General features: G+C 58.5%; 15 protein-coding genes and 3 pseudogenes. 6 read left to right on the top strand and 12 right to left on the bottom strand.

Annotated features, from left to right (window positions below):
- Window positions 1-34: 34 nt before the first annotated feature.
- The 5 genes and pseudogenes from GLX_RS15070 to GLX_RS15045 form a co-directional block, all read left to right on the top strand.
- Window positions 35-214, top strand: a pseudogene (locus GLX_RS15070) (transposase); the annotation flags it as partial.
- Between the two features lie 125 nt (window positions 215-339).
- On the top strand, window positions 340-699 hold the full coding sequence (gene tnpA, locus GLX_RS15065) for an IS66-like element accessory protein TnpA (RefSeq protein ID WP_007400224.1): 360 nt from the start codon (window positions 340-342) through the stop codon (window positions 697-699).
- Window positions 696-1,043, top strand: a complete 348-nt coding sequence (gene tnpB, locus GLX_RS15060; protein ID WP_010510701.1) for an IS66 family insertion sequence element accessory protein TnpB — start codon at window positions 696-698, stop codon at window positions 1,041-1,043. The genes tnpA and tnpB overlap by 4 nt, the downstream gene beginning before the upstream one ends.
- A 63-nt stretch (window positions 1,044-1,106) precedes the next feature.
- Window positions 1,107-2,717, top strand: a complete 1,611-nt coding sequence (tnpC, locus tag GLX_RS15055) for an IS66 family transposase (RefSeq protein WP_007397838.1) — start codon at window positions 1,107-1,109, stop codon at window positions 2,715-2,717.
- A gap of 28 nt (window positions 2,718-2,745) precedes the next feature.
- A pseudogene (locus tag GLX_RS15045) lies at window positions 2,746-3,311 on the top strand (IS5 family transposase); the annotation flags it as partial.
- A 244-nt stretch (window positions 3,312-3,555) separates the two neighbouring features.
- Here GLX_RS15045 and GLX_RS17620 read toward each other — a convergent pair.
- The 12 genes and pseudogenes from GLX_RS17620 to GLX_RS14995 all read right to left on the bottom strand — a co-directional run bounded on the left by GLX_RS17620 (window position 3,556) and on the right by GLX_RS14995 (window position 15,310).
- Entirely contained in the window at window positions 3,556-3,966 is a 411-nt protein-coding gene (locus GLX_RS17620; RefSeq protein ID WP_023524219.1) for an RrF2 family transcriptional regulator, read from the bottom strand.
- A gap of 167 nt (window positions 3,967-4,133) precedes the next feature.
- Window positions 4,134-5,471, bottom strand: coding sequence for a histidine kinase dimerization/phospho-acceptor domain-containing protein (locus tag GLX_RS15040; RefSeq protein ID WP_014106854.1), 1,338 nt, complete (start codon window positions 5,469-5,471; stop codon window positions 4,134-4,136).
- Window positions 5,468-6,139 (bottom strand): response regulator transcription factor, encoded by a 672-nt coding sequence (locus GLX_RS15035; protein WP_014106853.1) that lies wholly within the window; start codon window positions 6,137-6,139, stop codon window positions 5,468-5,470. Before GLX_RS15035 ends, GLX_RS15040 begins: the two co-directional genes overlap by 4 nt.
- Window positions 6,139-9,213 carry an efflux RND transporter permease subunit gene (locus GLX_RS15030; RefSeq protein ID WP_014106852.1) on the bottom strand — a complete coding sequence of 1,025 codons (3,075 nt, stop codon included), beginning with the start codon at window positions 9,211-9,213 and terminating at the stop codon, window positions 6,139-6,141. Before GLX_RS15030 ends, GLX_RS15035 begins: the two co-directional genes overlap by 1 nt.
- On the bottom strand, window positions 9,213-10,364 hold the full coding sequence (locus GLX_RS15025) for an efflux RND transporter periplasmic adaptor subunit (RefSeq protein WP_014106851.1): 1,152 nt from the start codon (window positions 10,362-10,364) through the stop codon (window positions 9,213-9,215). The genes GLX_RS15030 and GLX_RS15025 overlap by 1 nt, the downstream gene beginning before the upstream one ends.
- The gene (locus tag GLX_RS15020) at window positions 10,361-11,608 is read right to left on the bottom strand and encodes a TolC family protein (protein WP_010511649.1); all 1,248 of its coding nucleotides are present in this window, start codon (window positions 11,606-11,608) and stop codon (window positions 10,361-10,363) included. Before GLX_RS15020 ends, GLX_RS15025 begins: the two co-directional genes overlap by 4 nt.
- An 11-nt stretch (window positions 11,609-11,619) precedes the next feature.
- Window positions 11,620-12,096, bottom strand: a complete 477-nt coding sequence (locus GLX_RS15015) for a hypothetical protein (RefSeq protein WP_407927273.1) — start codon at window positions 12,094-12,096, stop codon at window positions 11,620-11,622.
- Between the two features lie 198 nt (window positions 12,097-12,294).
- Window positions 12,295-12,807: pseudogene (locus GLX_RS15010) on the bottom strand (transposase); the annotation flags it as partial.
- A gap of 519 nt (window positions 12,808-13,326) precedes the next feature.
- On the bottom strand, window positions 13,327-13,626 hold the full coding sequence (locus GLX_RS17615; RefSeq protein ID WP_231290135.1) for a type II toxin-antitoxin system PemK/MazF family toxin: 300 nt from the start codon (window positions 13,624-13,626) through the stop codon (window positions 13,327-13,329).
- Window positions 13,627-13,728: 102 nt separating this feature from the next.
- A complete protein-coding gene (locus GLX_RS18540) occupies window positions 13,729-13,881 on the bottom strand; it encodes an AbrB/MazE/SpoVT family DNA-binding domain-containing protein (RefSeq protein ID WP_029335895.1) in 153 nt (50 codons plus the stop codon).
- A gap of 77 nt (window positions 13,882-13,958) precedes the next feature.
- Window positions 13,959-14,627, bottom strand: coding sequence for a Ros/MucR family transcriptional regulator (locus GLX_RS15000; RefSeq protein WP_014106848.1), 669 nt, complete (start codon window positions 14,625-14,627; stop codon window positions 13,959-13,961).
- Window positions 14,628-15,010: 383 nt separating this feature from the next.
- Window positions 15,011-15,310, bottom strand: coding sequence for a WGR domain-containing protein (locus tag GLX_RS14995; protein WP_039795511.1), 300 nt, complete (start codon window positions 15,308-15,310; stop codon window positions 15,011-15,013).
- A 541-nt stretch (window positions 15,311-15,851) separates the two neighbouring features.
- On the opposite strand from GLX_RS14995, the gene GLX_RS17610 reads away from it, so the two are divergent.
- A complete protein-coding gene (locus GLX_RS17610; RefSeq protein WP_014106846.1) occupies window positions 15,852-16,241 on the top strand; it encodes a hypothetical protein in 390 nt (129 codons plus the stop codon).
- Window positions 16,242-16,268 lie beyond the last annotated feature (27 nt).

Below are 16,268 nucleotides of genomic sequence, written 5' to 3'. Positions count from 1 at the left end.
GGAATCTGATTCAGGCTCTGTGAGGAGACTGGAGATGAGCGACCTGTTTTGGCTGCCGGACGAACAAATGGAGCGTCTGCGGCCCTTTTTCTTTAAGAGCCATGGTAGAGCCTGCGTTGATGACCGCCGAATGCTGAGCGGCATCATTTTTGTCAATCGGAACGGCTTGCGCTGGCGCGATGCGCCCCGGGAATACGGTCCACATAAGACGCTCTAAAACCGTTGGAAGCGTAACCGGCCGTTTGAGGCCGCCTTATGATTGAGGATTGTGACTGGTAACTTACCGTCGTTAACGACGTCGTTAACGACGTCGTTATTGACGTCATTTGAGAGGTAAGAATGACCCAGGAAATCCTGATTGGCGTTGAACGCCGCCGCCGCTGGTCGGATGAACGGAAGCTGGCGATACTGGCTGAAGTTGGTGTGGATGGAGCAAGTGTATCGGATGTGGCACGTCGACATGACCTGACCCGCCAACATCTTTACCAATGGCGGACGTCATTCCGTCAAAGACTATCTTCCCCAGATCAGTCTGTGGCGTTTGTTCCTGTTGCTTCAGTGACGACACCTGCTGTGGCATCTGGCGGTGATCCTGACGAACTGGCCATAGTGCTGCGCAATGGCCGTAGTATCAGGGTGACGGGACATCCTGCCGAAGATCTTCTGGCCCGGGTCATCCGGATTGCGGAGACGGCATGATTGGCGTGGGCAACGGCGTGCGTGTCTATCTGGCCTGCGGGGTGACCGATATGCGCAAGGGCATATCGGGTCTGGCAGCACTGGCACAGGACGTGCTGCGTCAGAACCCGACATCAGGGGCGCTCTTTGCCTTTCGTGGTCGCCGTGGGGACAGGATCAAGCTTCTGATGTGGGACGGTCAGGGGTTCTGTCTTTATTACAAGGTGCTTGAGAAGGGACGTTTTCCATGGCCGTCTCCGGCAGAGGGCGTTGCACGCCTGACGACAGCACAGATGGCCATGCTGTGGGAAGGCATGGAGTGGAGACGCCCTTCCTGGTCTGCACCACCGTCTCGCGTGGCCTGATTTTTATGGCGTGAGAGTGCAGAACATTTTGAATTTTCTTAGGTTTTCTGCTATTTTTTCATAATGACGTCTGCACCTGCGGTCCTGCCTGATGATCCGGATACCCTGAGGGAAATGATTGTTTCCCTGCAGACCGAAGTGGCTCGGCTTTCTGCGTCAGCCCGTGCGTATGAAGCTCTTGTCCAGTCTCTCAAAATCCGGATCGCACGTCTTCAGAAACAGAAATTCGGGGCCAGTTCAGAAAAGATAGACCGTGAGATTGAACAACTCGAACTGCTCCTTGAAGATGTAAAAATCGCCATCGCGGCAGCCGATCCTTCTCCTGATATCAGGGAGCATGATGTCAGCGATGATGCACTCTCTCCCCCACGGCAGCGTGGCAAACCAAAGGTTTCTGACACGACACCACGGGAGCGTATTGTTCTCGACCCAGGTGAGGCCTGTCCTGCCTGTGGCGGTCCCCTGCGTCTTGTAGGCGAAGATGTCACCGAAATACTGGACTTTATTGCGGCAAAACTGAAAGTTGTCGAAACGGCACGGCTGAAGAAATCCTGCCGTCACTGCGAAACACTGGTGCAGCCTGAAGCACCGTCGCGCCCTGTCCCACGGGGGATGGCTGGCACCGGGCTTTTAGCCCATATCCTGGTCTCGAAATTCGATGACCACATTCCGCTTTATCGTCAGAATGAGATCTTTGCCCGTCAGGGTGTGGACATTCCCCGTTCAACCCTGATCGACTGGTGTGGTCAGGCCGTTGCCGTTCTGCGTCCTCTGACAGATCTGATCCGTCAGGATGTCGTAAAGGCAGACCTGCTACATGCTGATGATACACCCATCCAGGTTCTTGACCCCCGTCTGCGTCAGGCTGGCAAACCCCGGGGCGTGAAGGAAGGGCGGATCTGGAGCTATCTGCGCGATCCCCGCCCATGGGGAGGGAGTGATCCGCCCGCCGTGGCCTACTGGTTCTCTCCCGATCGCAAGGGGATCAATCCCCAGACCCATCTGGCACAGTTCCGGGGCATTCTGCAGGCTGACGCCTACGCCGGGTTCAGGGATCTGTATAAACCAGACGCAACAGGAACCGTGCACGTGCGCGAAGCGGCCTGCTGGGCTCATCTCCGCCGGGCCTTCCATGATGTCTGGAAGGGCAGTGATTCGACAATCGCAAGGGAAGCACTTGAACAGATCGGAGAGCTCTACGATATCGAGCGCCAGATCACCGGACACCCGGCCCCGTATCGTCTGGCTGTCCGACAGGAACAAAGCCGCCCCCGTGTCACAGCATTCCACGCATGGTGCGAAACACAGCTTGCCCGTATCCCTGGAAAGGGGGAACTGGCAAAAGCGATCCGTTATGCGCTCAACCGGTGGAAGGCCTTTACCCTGTTCCTCGAAGATGGTCGTGTCGCCATCGACAACAATCCTGCCGAACGCGCCATACGGCCCGTATGCGTGGGGCGAAAAAATTATCTCTTTGCCGGATCCGACACCGGGGGCGACAACATCGCTGATGCCATGACGCTTATCGAAAGCGCAAAACTCTCCCGGCTTAATCCGCACGATTACCTCGCCGACGTCCTGGCCCGTATCAACGAGCACAAGATCAACCGGCTCCACGAACTGTTGCCATGGAACTGGAAACCCGTGAATACACTGCACAGACAGGCCGCATAATCAAGGCGGCCCAGAGCGGCCGGTTACTTGGAAGCGCTGGGGCGCCATGGGGATCTGCGCCCGGATGATGGACGGTCTGGCTGCCGGAAAGGCAGAGCCCCAGACCATCATGACTGATGCGACGTATCTCCAGGCACACCGCACGGCTTCGAGCGTGCGGCTAAAAAAGGGGATCCAGGTCGCTTGATCGGCCGCACCAGAGGGGCATAAACACGAAGCTGCATGCGATCACCGACCAGAGTGGGCGACCGCTGAGCTTTTTCATGACTGCGGGACAGATAAGCGATTATACCGATGCCGCTGCCCTGCTGGATAGTCTTCCTGAAGCACAATGGATGCCGGGAGATCGCGGGGATGACGCCGACTGGTTCAGGGACGCCCTGGAAGCAAAAGGTATAAAAGCCCTGCATTTCAGGACAGAAATCTCGCGGAAAACCGGTCAGATACGACAAGAGAAAATATAAACGCCGCAATCGCATCGAGATCATATTCGGAAGGCTCAAGGGCTGGCGGCGGGTTGCAACCCGCTACAACAGATGCCCGACCGTCTTCTTCTCAGCCATCTGTCTCACCGCAACCGTCATGTTCTGGCTATGTGTCCCGAGCCTAGAAGCCGTCCGTACTTTGGTAAAAATCTTTCAACACCGTAATAATAATAACGTCCGCTATCATTATATTACCCGCAACAAAGTGAACTTTTCACCTGAAGATTATATGAATCTTACTTCACACGAGATTCACTATGACTACAGTGATATTTTTTTCATCGACGGCTTCAAATGTTCTATCAAGTGTTTGAGGGAGGCATCATGCCAGGATGGAAAAGTGAGCAAACACATTATCCTGAACCACTAGTGAGATCCAGTAAGCTCATCCCATCGGAAAATGCCATAAATGCATCAACGGCCTGTACTATGAGATGGCGAAACTGACAAGCATTGCCCAGTATACACTGGTTATTGCCAGATGAGTGACAGGCACCAGGGGATTCTTTTTCAGTTTCCATGAGCCGCATAATATGACCGACGTTGATGTTTCTGGCAGACACAGCCAGACGGATGCCACCAGTACCTCCCCGGGTACCTTGTACGATCCCGGCATGACACAGGTGTTGTACAACTTTCACAAGATGATTGTGCGAAATTCCATGCAACTCAGTGATGTTCCTGACGGTAACACGCGAATCAGGATTACACGCCAAGTGGATCAACACACGGAAAGCGTAGTCGGTACGCAGCGAAAGACGCATCAACCCCACCACCCATAGGCACGTGTTGACTGATTTTCCCAAGCAGCCTCTCAGAATATTGCCAACGGGCTGCTACCAGGCAACCGTGACGCAGGGCATTCGTGACATAGGGGAGTAGAGTGCGCAAAATGGAGTTGCCTGCGCGTCTGTTCCTCTGCAGTCATGAATTAGGTTACCTTCGAGTTTGGAAAGGTGACACACACACCAAATCCTCTGGCAGATCCTGTAAGTGGGGAACGTAAGCGCAGAGTAACGTCCATTTGGGTAGCGATATTACTGGCAATGGCGAGACCCAGGCCACTGCCATGATTACCGGTCCCGCCGCGCACGAATGGGCTAGTCAGCCGCTGGAATATGCCGGGTGGCAGCGCGGGGCAGTCATTGGTGATGTCGATTCCACCATCTGGTAGCACGGCCACCCGCACGGGCATATGGTGCCCTCCATGCAGCAGGGCGTTTTCAAGCAGGTTGCGCAACATGATGCCGGTCGCATCCATGTCACCATGTACGAATATGTGGTGAATCCCGTCTGGCGCGATGACAATGCCCTGCCCGTCACACGGATTATGCCCAAGATCATCGACAAGGACACGCACTACGGTCATCAGGTCGAAACGGTCGCGCCGGAAAGCGACGCCGGACGAGGCGCGGGAAAACTGCAGCAGTTTTTCCACCGTGCGGCCCAGCCTGCGGGTCCGATCGGCAATGACCTCCACCCGCCGGCCCGTATCCGAACCCGCCGGCATCAGTCGGCCCAGCATCTGTACCTGCGCCAGAAGGGCTCCAAGCGGGTTACGCAGTTCATGCGCAGCGCTTGCGGCAAAGGCGCGCTCGGTAGAGAGCGCTGCCTCCAACCGCGCCAACAGCGTATTGATCGAGCGCTGGATGGAGACTAGTTCGTCAGGGAGATCAAGGGGGGGAATGGGCTGAAGGTTGCCGCTGCCACGTGCGCGCATCTCGTCATGCAGCAGGTCCAGCGGGCGCAGGGCGCGCCGCACGATCAGGCGCACCAGCCACCAGATCACCGGCATGAAAAGCAGCATGGGCACGACAGAGATCAGCATCGCGCGCCGGACGGCCTCGCGCCGGTGGAAGGTCGGTTCCCCCACAAGGACACGGTATTTCTCCGCCACGGGTGACGCGACATAAACGCGAAAATGCGGGACGTTGGCAAACCCGGTCCGCCAGTTGCTGACAAATGCGGTTTGCGGGGCATTCTGGGAACGCAGCACGACATGTCCACTCACGTCCACGACCTGATAGGCCAGTGTGCGCGGTCCGGCCTCGGGCAGCCAAGCGATGGATGACGCCGCACCCGGTTCGTGCAGTCGCGTGGCCACCGCCGTCTGCAACCGCTCGGCCACTTCCTGCAGCGAGTTATCCAGCCGTTCCGTCACCTCGTAGCGGGTAAATCCGCCCACGGCGATACTGAGGATCAGCAGCCCCAGAATAACGACCATAAGTACGCTGCTGATGATGCGGGTGGACAGGCTCCAGCTTTTCATGAGCCGTTCTTTCCATCCAGGCAGTAACCACGACCGCGTATGGTCCGGATCACGTTATTGCCCAGCTTGCGCCGCAGGCGGCTGATGAAGACCTCGACAGTATTGCTGTCCACTTCGCGATCCAGCGCATAAAGGACCGTGTCGATCTGCTGGCGCGAATAGATCCGGCCCGGACTGCGCGAGAGCAGTTCCATGATGCTCCATTCGCGCGCGGTCAGGTCCAGCCGCTCGCCATCACGCGATACGGACCGGTTCTCCCGGTCTATCGTAATCTCTCCCACGCGGCAGTGCGCCTGCCTGCGCGGCGATGCATACCGGCGGGCTACCGCCGCAATGCGGGCCACGAGTTCATTCAGGTCATAGGGCTTGACGATATAATCATCCGCCCCTTCGGACAGACCCGCGATACGGTCACTGATCTGGTCTTCTGCCGTGGTGATGAGGATGGCGATGTCAGACGATGTCCGGCGGACCTCACGCAGCAGGTCGCGCCCGCTTCCATCGGGCAGGCCAAGGTCGAGCAGTATGAAATCATAATCCACCGTTGCCATGGCCGCGCGCGCGTCCTCCAGCGTCGTGAACCAGTCCACGGCATGCCCGTCCAGACCCACGCGCTCCTGCACCGCCACACCCAGATCGTATTCATCCTCGACAATAAGGATACGCATCAGTCCTGATCCTTTTCCCGCATGACCCGGGCATACAGTGATGGCAGCACAAGCAGGGTCAGCAACGTGGACGTGACCAGCCCGCCGATCACCACACTGGCCAGCGGGCGCTCGACTTCCGCGCCCGCACTTTCGGAAAACGCCATGGGAAAAAAGCCAAGGCTGGCCACAAGGGCCGTGGCCATGACCGGGCGGAAGCGGGATTCCGCGGCCGCAAAGGCCGCCTGTGCCACGGCCATTCCCCGTGCCCGCAGGGCTGCGATCTCACTGACCAGCACCACGCCATTCAGGATCGCCACGCCAAACAGCGCGATGAAGCCGATCCCCGCCGAAATGCTGAACGGCAGCCCGCGCAGCGTCAGCGCCACAATGCCGCCGGTTGCCGCCACCGGCAGGTTGACAAACACCAGCAGCGCGGGCCGGACGGCGCCAAATGCCACCACCAGCAGGGCAAAGATCAGGCCAAGGGCGATGGGCAGCACAATTTCCAGCCGCTGCATGGCCGATTGCAGGTTACGGAACTGCCCGTCCCACTGCATGGTATAGCCTGCGGGCAGCTTCACATCCCGCGCCACGCGGGCCTGGGCTTCGGCCACGTAGGATGCCAGATCGCGCCCGCGCACATTGGCCTGCACCACCATGCGCCGGCGCACGCCATCGCGGCTTATACGGGGCGGACCATCGACTTCATGCACATGCGCCACCTGTGACAGCAGCACATTCCCCTGCCCGTCCACCCGCCGGACCTGCAGCGCACCGATTGCGGCGGTCGAAGCCACGCGCTTCGGGTCAAGACGCACCTGCGTGCTGATGATGGCGTTATCCACGATCACCGGCCTTGTACCGATATGGCCGCCAACCGCCTCCACCGTATCCAGAATGTCCTGCACCGCCACATTGCGGCTGGCGGCCTGCGTGCGGTCAATGTCGACCACGATCAGCGGCACGGTGCCGTCCCCCGCAGCCGCCACGTCCGCTGCCCCCTTCACGCCGGACATGGCCGCCACCACCCGGTCACCCAACTCGGCCAGCATGGCCAGGTCATCGCCAAAGATCGAGACGGCAATCTGCGTGCGCACGCCAGAGAGCAGGTCATCCATGCGCATCTGCACCGGCTGGCTCCATGAATACAGCGCATCGGGCAGTTCGCGCCGCAGGGTATCATCCATCGCAGCGACCAGCTCCGCCTGCGTGCGGGCGGTTTTCCATGTGGAGGGCGGGTTGAGGAAGATGAAGCTGTCGGTCTCGTTCACGCCCATCGGGTCGGTGGGAATGGCGGACGTGCCGGTATTGCTGACCACCGCGCGCACTTCAGGGAAGTGGCGCAGGATCTGCTCCTGCTTCGTGACCGAAGCCAGCACGGTATCGAGCGAGGCCGAGGGCAACCGCGTGGTGGTGACCGCCAGCGCCCCTTCATCAAGCTGGGGAATAAACTCACCGCCCAGCCGCATCGCAAGCCCCGCTGAAAGGGCCAGCACCACCAGCGTACCGCCAAACAGGATGCGTGGATGGGTTTCCCCCCATGTCACCATATGGGTATAGGGCCGGCGCAGGAAGGCAATCAGCCGCGTATCACCCGCAGGCCGCACGCCCCCCAACGCAAGGGCGGCCAGAACGGGCACGCAGATGAAGCAGTACGCCAGCGACGCCAGCAGCGCCATGATGACCGTCTGCGCCATGGGGCGGAACATGTGCCCCTCGATCCCCTGCAGGGTCAGGATCGGCAGATAGACCATGATGATGACCAGTATGGCAAACCCTACCGGGCGCATGACCTGCTGCACGGACGAGATGACCAGCGGAATGAATTCGGCGTCCGGCTCCTCCTCCCTGCGCGACAGCACATGTTCGATCACCACCAGCGAACCATCGACAATCATGCCGAAATCGATTGCGCCAAGGCTGAGCAGGTTGGCCGAGATACCGAACTGCCGCATGCCCGCCATCGCGCAGACAAGGGCAACCGGAATGACCGAGGCAATGACAAGGGCGGCCTGCCAGCTCCCGATCACCACCACCAGTACCCCCACCACCAGCACGGCGCCCATGACCAGGTTGTCACGCACGGTGGCGATGGTCTGCCCGGTCAGGGTGGCGCGGGTGTAATAGGGTTCGATCGTGACGCCTGCGGGCAAAGCCTGCCGTATGCCCGGCAGCGCACGGTTGATGGCGGCAAGCGTTGCGTTGGAACTCGCCCCGCTTTCCATCATCACCACGCCGATCACGATCTCGCCCTGCCCGTCACGCGTTACCGCCCCCAGACGGGTGCGCGCGCCTGCGCGCACGCGGCCAAGATCGCGCAGCCGCACGGCGGACCCATCGGGGTTGGTGCGCACGGCAATGTTGCCAAAGTCGGCCAGGCTGCCGACCAGCCCGCGTCCGACCACGCTCTGCTGTTCGGCATGGTGCGTGATCCATCCGCCGCCGGATGCCGCGTTGCCGGCATCCACCGCACGATAGACCTCGCCTACCGAAAGGTTGCTGCCGATCAGCCGCGCGGGGTCCAGCGTCACCTCATAGGTTTCTTCCGCCCCGCCATTGACGTTGACATCCACCACACCGGGTACAAGACGCATCTGCGGCACCACGGTCCAGTTCATGATGCGGTTGAGTTCCATGAGCGAACGCCCCGCGCCACGGATCTGGAACTGCATGATTTCGCCCATGCCAGTGGCCAGCGGCCCCATGCTGACGGTAATGCCGGGCACGGATATGTTTGAACGCGCCTGCTGCATGCGCTCGTTCACGCGGGTGCGGTCCAGGTTGATGTCGGTATCATCGGCAAACTGCACATACACCACCGAGACGCCGCCGCGCGATACGGAACGCAGGTCGGTCATGCCGGGGATTCCGGTCATGCTGGTCTCGACGGGAAAGGTGATGAGTTTTTCCACTTCCTCCGTCGCAAGGCCCGGCGCCACGACCGAGACGAGAACCTGCCGGGGCGAAATATCCGGCACCGCTTCCACCGGCAGGCCCAGGACAGTCATGATGCCCGCGGCCAGCAGCAGGCCAAGACCGCCCAGCACCAGCATGCGCGCGCGGATCAGGGTGGCAAGGTAGGCATGTGCCATCAGTCTGCATCCATTCCGGCCAGACCGATGACGGAACGCAGGGCAAAACTACCATGACCCACCACCGGCTCGCCCTCTGTCAGGCCGGAACGCAGCACTGCCTGCCGCCCGTCATCCAGTGCCACATCGACCACGACCGGCCGGTAGTCCGTCGCGTTCACCCGCACGAACACGACGCTGCGCCCGTCAATCTGCTGGATGGCTTCGGACGGCACGACAAGACCCGCCACGCTGTCACGCTGAGCCAGTGCGGAATCCAGCACCATACCGGGCACCAGCGCGCCAGTGGGGTTTGACACACGGCTTATGACCCGGACCAGCCCGGTCAGGGAACTGGCCATCCCGTCCACCGTATCGATACGGGATGTAAACGGGCCGTCTGCCGTCCGCGTTACCTGCTGGCCGCCTGGTGCGATCCGCGCCGCCTGGTCCGGCGGGATGTCGGAGACAAGCCATATACTGGACAGATCCGCGACGGTGGCCACATCCATGCTCGGGTCCACATCACCCGCCACTGACGTACCGATCACCTGCACCATGCCGTTGACAGGGGAGATCAGGGTCGAGGTTTCGTCTTCCGCGCCCTGACTGTCCTGCTCCGATGATGAATTGAACTCCTCGGCAAAACGGTGGCCCAACGTGTCCACATCCGCCTGGCGTGCACGCATGGTGGCATCCGCCTGTGCCAGCACGTCCTGCCTGCGGCGCAGTTCGGCCAATGATATGCTCTCGCCAGCCAGTGCCCTAGCCCGCTGCACCGCGCCTGCCGCATCGGTCCGGGCCGCAATGGCGGCAGCAAGCGCTGCACGCATCTGAACCGCCTGCAGGCGCGCAACATGCAGGGAATGATCCTGATAGCGCACCAGCGCCTGCCCCCGCTGCACGGATGCTCCGGGCTGTAACAGTACTGCCAGCACCTTGCCACTGCCGGCGGGATGGATATGCACGACCCGCGTCGTATCGGGCATGACCCGGCTCATGACCGGCAGCATGGGTGCCACGCGACCCGGCGTGGCCGTGACGATGGTTACCCCTTCATTGGCAACCGCCGCCCCGTCCAGCTTCACGATCGGGGGCAGCGCCCCCTCCCCGGCATGGGCAGGCAGGGCGGGCAGGCCGAGAAGAAACAGGATGGAGGCAATCCGCTTCATGGCACAACACCTGTTGCAATCAGCATGCGGATGCTGGCGACATGCCACTCCACCTCAGCCCGGGCACTGGCCAGTCGGGTATTGGCGGCCGCCTGCCGGGCGGCAAGCGCCGTATCCACACTGGCTTCGCCTACCCGCCAGGCCCGTTCCTGCGCCTGGGCCCGCTTTTCCATATTCTCTGCGGCACTGCGGGTAGCCTGTCGTGCCGTGGTGGCCGCGATCAGGCGTTCACGCACGCGCATCATTTCCAGATGCACCATGCGCCGCGCCTGCGTTTCCTGACTGGTGGCCGTGGCCAGGCGGTTGCGGGCTTCGGACATGATGGGCGTGTTACGGACCTCGCTGGGCAGGGGGATGCTGAAATTCACGCCCACACGATCATCCCACGGGCTGCCGTACTGCTTTTCATGAATGGCGTCCACGCCGATTTCCGGGTTGGGCATGAACGAACGGCGCGCCAGTTTCATGTTCGCTTCGGCGGCTTCCACATTGCGGTGCGCGACCTTTATGCGGGGATCGTTGTCTTCCATGTCGCGCGGGCTGACAAAACGGGCCTGCGTCACGTCGCCGCCGCCATAACGGCTCAGGTCGGGCACAACCGGACGCCCCAGCAGCACCTCCAGGGCCGTAGTCGCGTTCTGCGCTTCCTCCTGTGCCAGGGCTAGTTCATTGTGCGCGTTCTCCATCGCCGCCTGCGCCATCTGCCCATCGACCGAGGCCAGTTCCCCACCATGCACCGCATGCGTCGCATTGCCGGCCATGCGCGCTGTCGCATCGTACAGGGCATGGGCCACATCCATCCGGGTACGGGCAATCAGGGCGGCGGCAGCTGCGTCCAGCACCCGGATGGACAGCGCCATGTGTTCGACATTGAGCTGCTCATCAATCGACGCGGCTTCCGCGCTGGCGACCTGTTTCGTGGCGCTGCCCTGCCCCGGCAGCCACAGCGGCACCGACACGCCGCCCTGATAGGTTGTATAGCCTTCGTTACTGCCCAGCATGTGGTCATCCATGTATTCACCCGACAGGGTCGGGCCGCCGGCAAACCATGACCCGGCAGCGCTGGCGCGGGCGCGGGCGGAATGATGGCCGACCTGAAGTTCGGTGCGGACGGGATCGATCGCCCAGGCCATGCCGACGGCTTCATGGAAGGATGGGCCAGGGCGGGCGTCCTGGGCCAGGGCCATCCATGGCAGGGCACAGGCCATGGCGATCGACACAATGGGGGGGATGGCGCGGTTCATGCTTCAGGCCATCATGGAATGGCGCGACCACCATGGCTGATCCGTTCGGCGAAATCGCTCCACAGTCGCGCCATCAGCAGATTGATCTCGGACGTGACCGAAAACGGGGACTGCGAACGCGCCAGGGGCGAAAGGGACATGCGTTCCCCGATGACAAAATGCCCCTGCGAGAACAGCCGGGCCGAAATCGCCCCCTGCTGCCCCTGCCCCATGGGCCTCGTAACGGAAATACGCAGGTGTGGCGGCGGGTCGGCAATGAGACCGAAGACATGCCGTTCAGCTTCATCAGAGGGGCACGCCACGCCCTGCAGCACGGCGTCACGCAGTACGGAATGGGGATAACCCCCATACATGCCATCTACATGCAAACGTATACCATGCCGGACCGTCATACATATGCCCTCTGTCCCATCATCCGCCCAAGCGGCCGACACCCCTAGGAAGAAAATACAGGCTGCATACAGACTATCCCGCACTATCCTTTGCATAATAAGCGTCTGTTCCCCGGCGTACATAAAGTTCCTGCCATCACGACGATGACTTTCTGACGGTAACAGAGAAACCTGACGTGAACCTGAACATCCGGTCTACAAAAGAGAATTTATATTATGAAAATGATTATCATTTCTATATTTAGAGTAAGCGATAATTTCATATGTGAATTTAAGGCTCTGTTAGAGCCTGAATTAGAAAGCGGTTTGATTGATTTGTCTCAGCACCCTGCAGATATGGACAATCATCACCTGTGCACAGGATAACGAGATTGGTGCCTCGACATGTTTCGTGAAACGGCGGCAGCGTCCGAGCCATACGAAGCGACGCTCCACGATCCAGCGTTTCGGCATGATGATGAAGCCTTCAGCCCGATCGCTGCGCTTGACGATCTCGATCGTCCGTCGGCCACGTTCGACCAGCACACCACGCAACTTCTCGCCAGCATATCCACCCTCACCAATCAGATGGCGCAGCCAAGCGAACAATGAGCGTATTTTGGTTGCTGCCGGCGGCGCACCGTTATGATCCTGAATGTCGGCGGGATGCACGACAGCTGCCACGACATGACACAGCGTGTCGGTCGAGATATGCCGCTCGCGACCCTTGATTTTTTTTGCTCGCGTCATAACCACAGCGGCCGCTGTTGTAGCGGTTTTAACCGACTGGCTGTCAATAACACCCACCGAAGGCGTGGCGTCTTGCCCACTTGTGCTGCTCTGCCACAGCTGGCTAGGCTCGTATCTCGGATTTGAGCATCTGTTAAAGTTCCTTGCTACGGACGGACATGATGCTGTCGTGCCCTCGGTACCCAGCTCTGCCTTTTTCAACCCGATCACCGGTATCATACATAGGCCCGCGTTGTGCAGCCGCACTCATATGCGGGCTGATGGCTCGTCTAGCCGGTACCCGGCGTTTTGAACGCTCATCGGCGTCAGGATAAGGCTCCAGACTCACCCCGCACCCAGACTGAAACAGGTGATTTCACACCCCTGCCCAATTAGATTACAAAACCCGACCACAGCCCGGTGCCATTGCTAACGTATAGCAACCTACCGCCAGGAATGTGCTGGCAGCCGCAACCGAACGTGACCCTGTTCGGCTGTGCTGCACATCTCATGTTTCCGTTTTCTGGCGCAGAGGCCAACGTTGCCCTGTATGTCGGCGTAGAACGTGGTTGATCGCTCATCAGACAAGCGCATGCAGCGTCGAACCTACAACACATATTAAGAAGTCCGGCAGGACATGTTTGAATACATTGAAATGTTCGGGCTTCCCTGTTTCCCTCGGCCAGCCAGTAATCTGGCATGCTGACGAACTGCCTCAATTTCCTTTGCCGAGACCTTTCCTTTGAGCTTCGCGTTCCGCATCCGCCAGTCCAGACTTCTCACCTGATCAGAGAAGACCACACTGGCGGGTTTTACTACCACGGCTACTTCAAACGGATAGCCTTTGATTTTAGTGGTCATGGGGCAGCAAAGCGTCATCCCCGCTTTGGCATTATAACTTGCAGGGCTGAGAAGCACTGCAGGCCGATGCACAGCCCGTTTCCGCCTCGGCTGAGGGATCAAATTCCAACCAGACAATGTCGCCGCAGTCAGGAACCCACGTGACCTGGGATTTGATGCTCACCAGCTTTCGTCACCTACAGACTGTCCAAAGTCAATTTCATCATGCCCGTTCAGATCGGTAATCCCGGCGACGAGATCTTCCAGTTTGAGCAGTGTGGCGCGAACCGGCTCAATGATAACTCGATCACCTTCCTCATGGACATTCATCATCTGATCATCCTGACGTTCGGGTGATGCATGGATGCCTAGTTGCCTTATAACCAAGCCCGATAGGCCGGGCTGATCAGTCAGACCTTGGCCCCTTTTGCTTTCGTGCCGGTCTTCCGTATCGCACGCGGTCTCGCTGAAGTCTTGGAACCCGGCGTTTTCCTTGGCGATGCTGCGGAAGATCCGGTTTCAGTTGCCGACGACCTGGATCGCTTCGAAATCGTTTTTTTGGCGGGCACTACGGCCTCAGAAGTATCGACCGATATTTCTTTCGTCGCACTATCAACAGAAGGGACTACAGTTGCCTCGCCCACGGGACCGGTCGGGGGAACCAAAATCTTGCGTCCAAGACCCGCGTCTCGCGCCAGAGCCGCCCGCATTTTGGCATACTCCGGAGCAACCATGGGATAATCCATAGGAAGCTGCCACTTCTCTCGGTATTGCGTTGGCGTCATTCCGTACCTTGTCTGCAGGTGGCGCTTGAGCATTTTGAGTTTTTTGCCATCTTCCAGACAGACGATGTAGTCAGGAAATACCGACTGCGCGACTGGAACTGCGGGGTGCTGGGCAGGGATGCTGCTGTTTTTCTCTGTGACCGGTGTTGTTTCGCGGATAGCAGCGTAGACATCGCGGATAAACGCCGGGACATGTTCTGTCGGCAGAGAGGTATTGGTATTGCCGAGATGCGCTGCCACGATGTCGCTCATGGCAATTACAATTGCCGGGGATAGGTCGTCTGATTGGTCCATGATAAAGCCTCTCCACTATATTTTTGCCGAATAACATTGCCGGAGTGTAAGTCTTTATGCAATCGGCAAAATATGGCGTATCGAAAGCTGAATTATATATTGCGGTACGTTGCCTACATCGATCACATTGCACCATGAACATCAAGTTTTACGCAAATTGTATGCGGCGGAGCCTGCCCCTGATTACGCTATCAGACGGCGTAAACTGGCTTATGCACCGGGCCTTTCACGAAAACTACGGCTCACCTCAATGTCGATGATAAGTTTTTTTGTCCGAATATATCCACACACGAATTTTCCATGACGTGGTGAGCGGATACAGTATTTATCTCTATCACCTGTCTGATGGTCACCCCGGGTTATCCTGCAGATAATGCTGCCAGTCATGACTGTGTAACGATATAGCCGCGTTTCAGGCGATAACGGATCATCGCGGTCAGAGCATTCACCGCGGCGCCTTCGTCGGGATAGAGATCCACGCGCTGGGTGCCAGCTGTCCCGATCCTGCCCCAGTTACGAACAAGCGCGGCACCACCGAACAGGTCGGGCTGAACTGACAGTCCGTAATACCGCCACTCATTGAAACTGGGTTGAATACGGCACAACTGGACAGATAGCGGGAACAGTCCAAGTTGTATTGTTTTCCCTGGGGGAACGGCGCTCCTTGATCTTCTGGATGTCATATTGGTCCTGCGCATCGCATGATGCTAACATGATCTATTATCCAAGTACAGATATTCTGAACTCCTTTCAGCCTTTTGCAACGCCGCGTGGAGCATGCACGGATCTTTTCTTGCGATCTGTGGGTCGGATGGTACGATGCGGATGTCTTCCGATACGTCAATCATCCAGCACATTGGTGGTTGCCTCAAGCCATGACCCGGTCGAAGAGGACGTAGAAAACGCTTTTTCTCGCCACTCAGGCGTGACTGTCATTCGATCGGCCAGAAAGCACTATGCATGTTTCGAACATGCGTTGCCCGCAGAAAAAAGACGATACACTTGGTAACAATAATGAGATATACGTTATAACGAGACGGAATCGTGTAGATTGGGCAGCCTGATCATGAGTCCGTGGAGCCAGGTGACCAGATTAAATCACGACGAAAATCGTCAATAATGGCAAAGTATATCGGGTTATGCCGCTCCAGCGCTCCGTAAGAAACATGGCAACCGTGCACCGCGTTGCTTCAGTGTGTTCGTCTTGATCCGTGTGAGGATGACATGAAGTTTGATGAACTTCGCTCGCGTTTCGAGCTTATCGATGACGAACCATCCGGACAGCTATGTCTGACGCTGGTTCAGGCGATTTTAGCGCTGAGATGCAATATTGAATACATTGCTTCTCCAGTGAAAACATTAGCTGCCAGACGTGAGCAGGCAAGATCATTGTACCCCATTCTGGTGCTTTGCCACGAAAAAGGCCGTCAGTTGAAAGATGATCACCCGAACTCCCATTATTTACAACTCCGCGTTGATATTCTTGTAAAAATGATAAGCGAGATGTCGGTTAACGAGTTAGGAAGCGAAGCAGGAGAGACGTTTATTCTCTCCCCGATCAACCCTGCTTTTGAAAATCCCCTGTCTCGAGAAAGGGATAGCTATAAGGAATGATTTTTTTAATCGCAGTCGCATGATCAG

It is taken from the genome of Komagataeibacter medellinensis NBRC 3288 (assembly GCF_000182745.2).
GTDB lineage: Bacteria > Pseudomonadota > Alphaproteobacteria > Acetobacterales > Acetobacteraceae > Komagataeibacter > Komagataeibacter medellinensis.
This window is presented reverse-complemented; position numbering and strand designations above follow the sequence as displayed.

Excerpts from the sequence above, each read along its gene's own strand:
- GLX_RS17610 (WP_014106846.1), top strand. The coding sequence starts at position 15,852 with ATGAAGTTTGATGAACTTCGCTCGCGTTTCGAGCTTATCGATGACGAA.
- GLX_RS15000 (WP_014106848.1), bottom strand. The coding sequence starts at position 14,627 with ATGGACCAATCAGACGACCTATCCCCGGCAATTGTAATTGCCATGAGC.
- GLX_RS15035 (WP_014106853.1), bottom strand. The coding sequence starts at position 6,139 with ATGCGTATCCTTATTGTCGAGGATGAATACGATCTGGGTGTGGCGGTG.
- tnpA (WP_007400224.1), top strand. The coding sequence starts at position 340 with ATGACCCAGGAAATCCTGATTGGCGTTGAACGCCGCCGCCGCTGGTCG.
- GLX_RS15025 (WP_014106851.1), bottom strand. The coding sequence starts at position 10,364 with ATGAAGCGGATTGCCTCCATCCTGTTTCTTCTCGGCCTGCCCGCCCTG.
- GLX_RS14995 (WP_039795511.1), bottom strand. The coding sequence starts at position 15,310 with ATGACATCCAGAAGATCAAGGAGCGCCGTTCCCCCAGGGAAAACAATA.
- GLX_RS15015 (WP_407927273.1), bottom strand. The coding sequence starts at position 12,096 with ATGCAAAGGATAGTGCGGGATAGTCTGTATGCAGCCTGTATTTTCTTC.
- GLX_RS17620 (WP_023524219.1), bottom strand. The coding sequence starts at position 3,966 with ATGCGTCTTTCGCTGCGTACCGACTACGCTTTCCGTGTGTTGATCCAC.
- GLX_RS15040 (WP_014106854.1), bottom strand. The coding sequence starts at position 5,471 with ATGAAAAGCTGGAGCCTGTCCACCCGCATCATCAGCAGCGTACTTATG.
- tnpC (WP_007397838.1), top strand. The coding sequence starts at position 1,107 with ATGACGTCTGCACCTGCGGTCCTGCCTGATGATCCGGATACCCTGAGG.
- GLX_RS18540 (WP_029335895.1), bottom strand. The coding sequence starts at position 13,881 with ATGATGAATGTCCATGAGGAAGGTGATCGAGTTATCATTGAGCCGGTT.
- GLX_RS15030 (WP_014106852.1), bottom strand. The coding sequence starts at position 9,213 with ATGGCACATGCCTACCTTGCCACCCTGATCCGCGCGCGCATGCTGGTG.
- GLX_RS15020 (WP_010511649.1), bottom strand. The coding sequence starts at position 11,608 with ATGAACCGCGCCATCCCCCCCATTGTGTCGATCGCCATGGCCTGTGCC.
- tnpB (WP_010510701.1), top strand. The coding sequence starts at position 696 with ATGATTGGCGTGGGCAACGGCGTGCGTGTCTATCTGGCCTGCGGGGTG.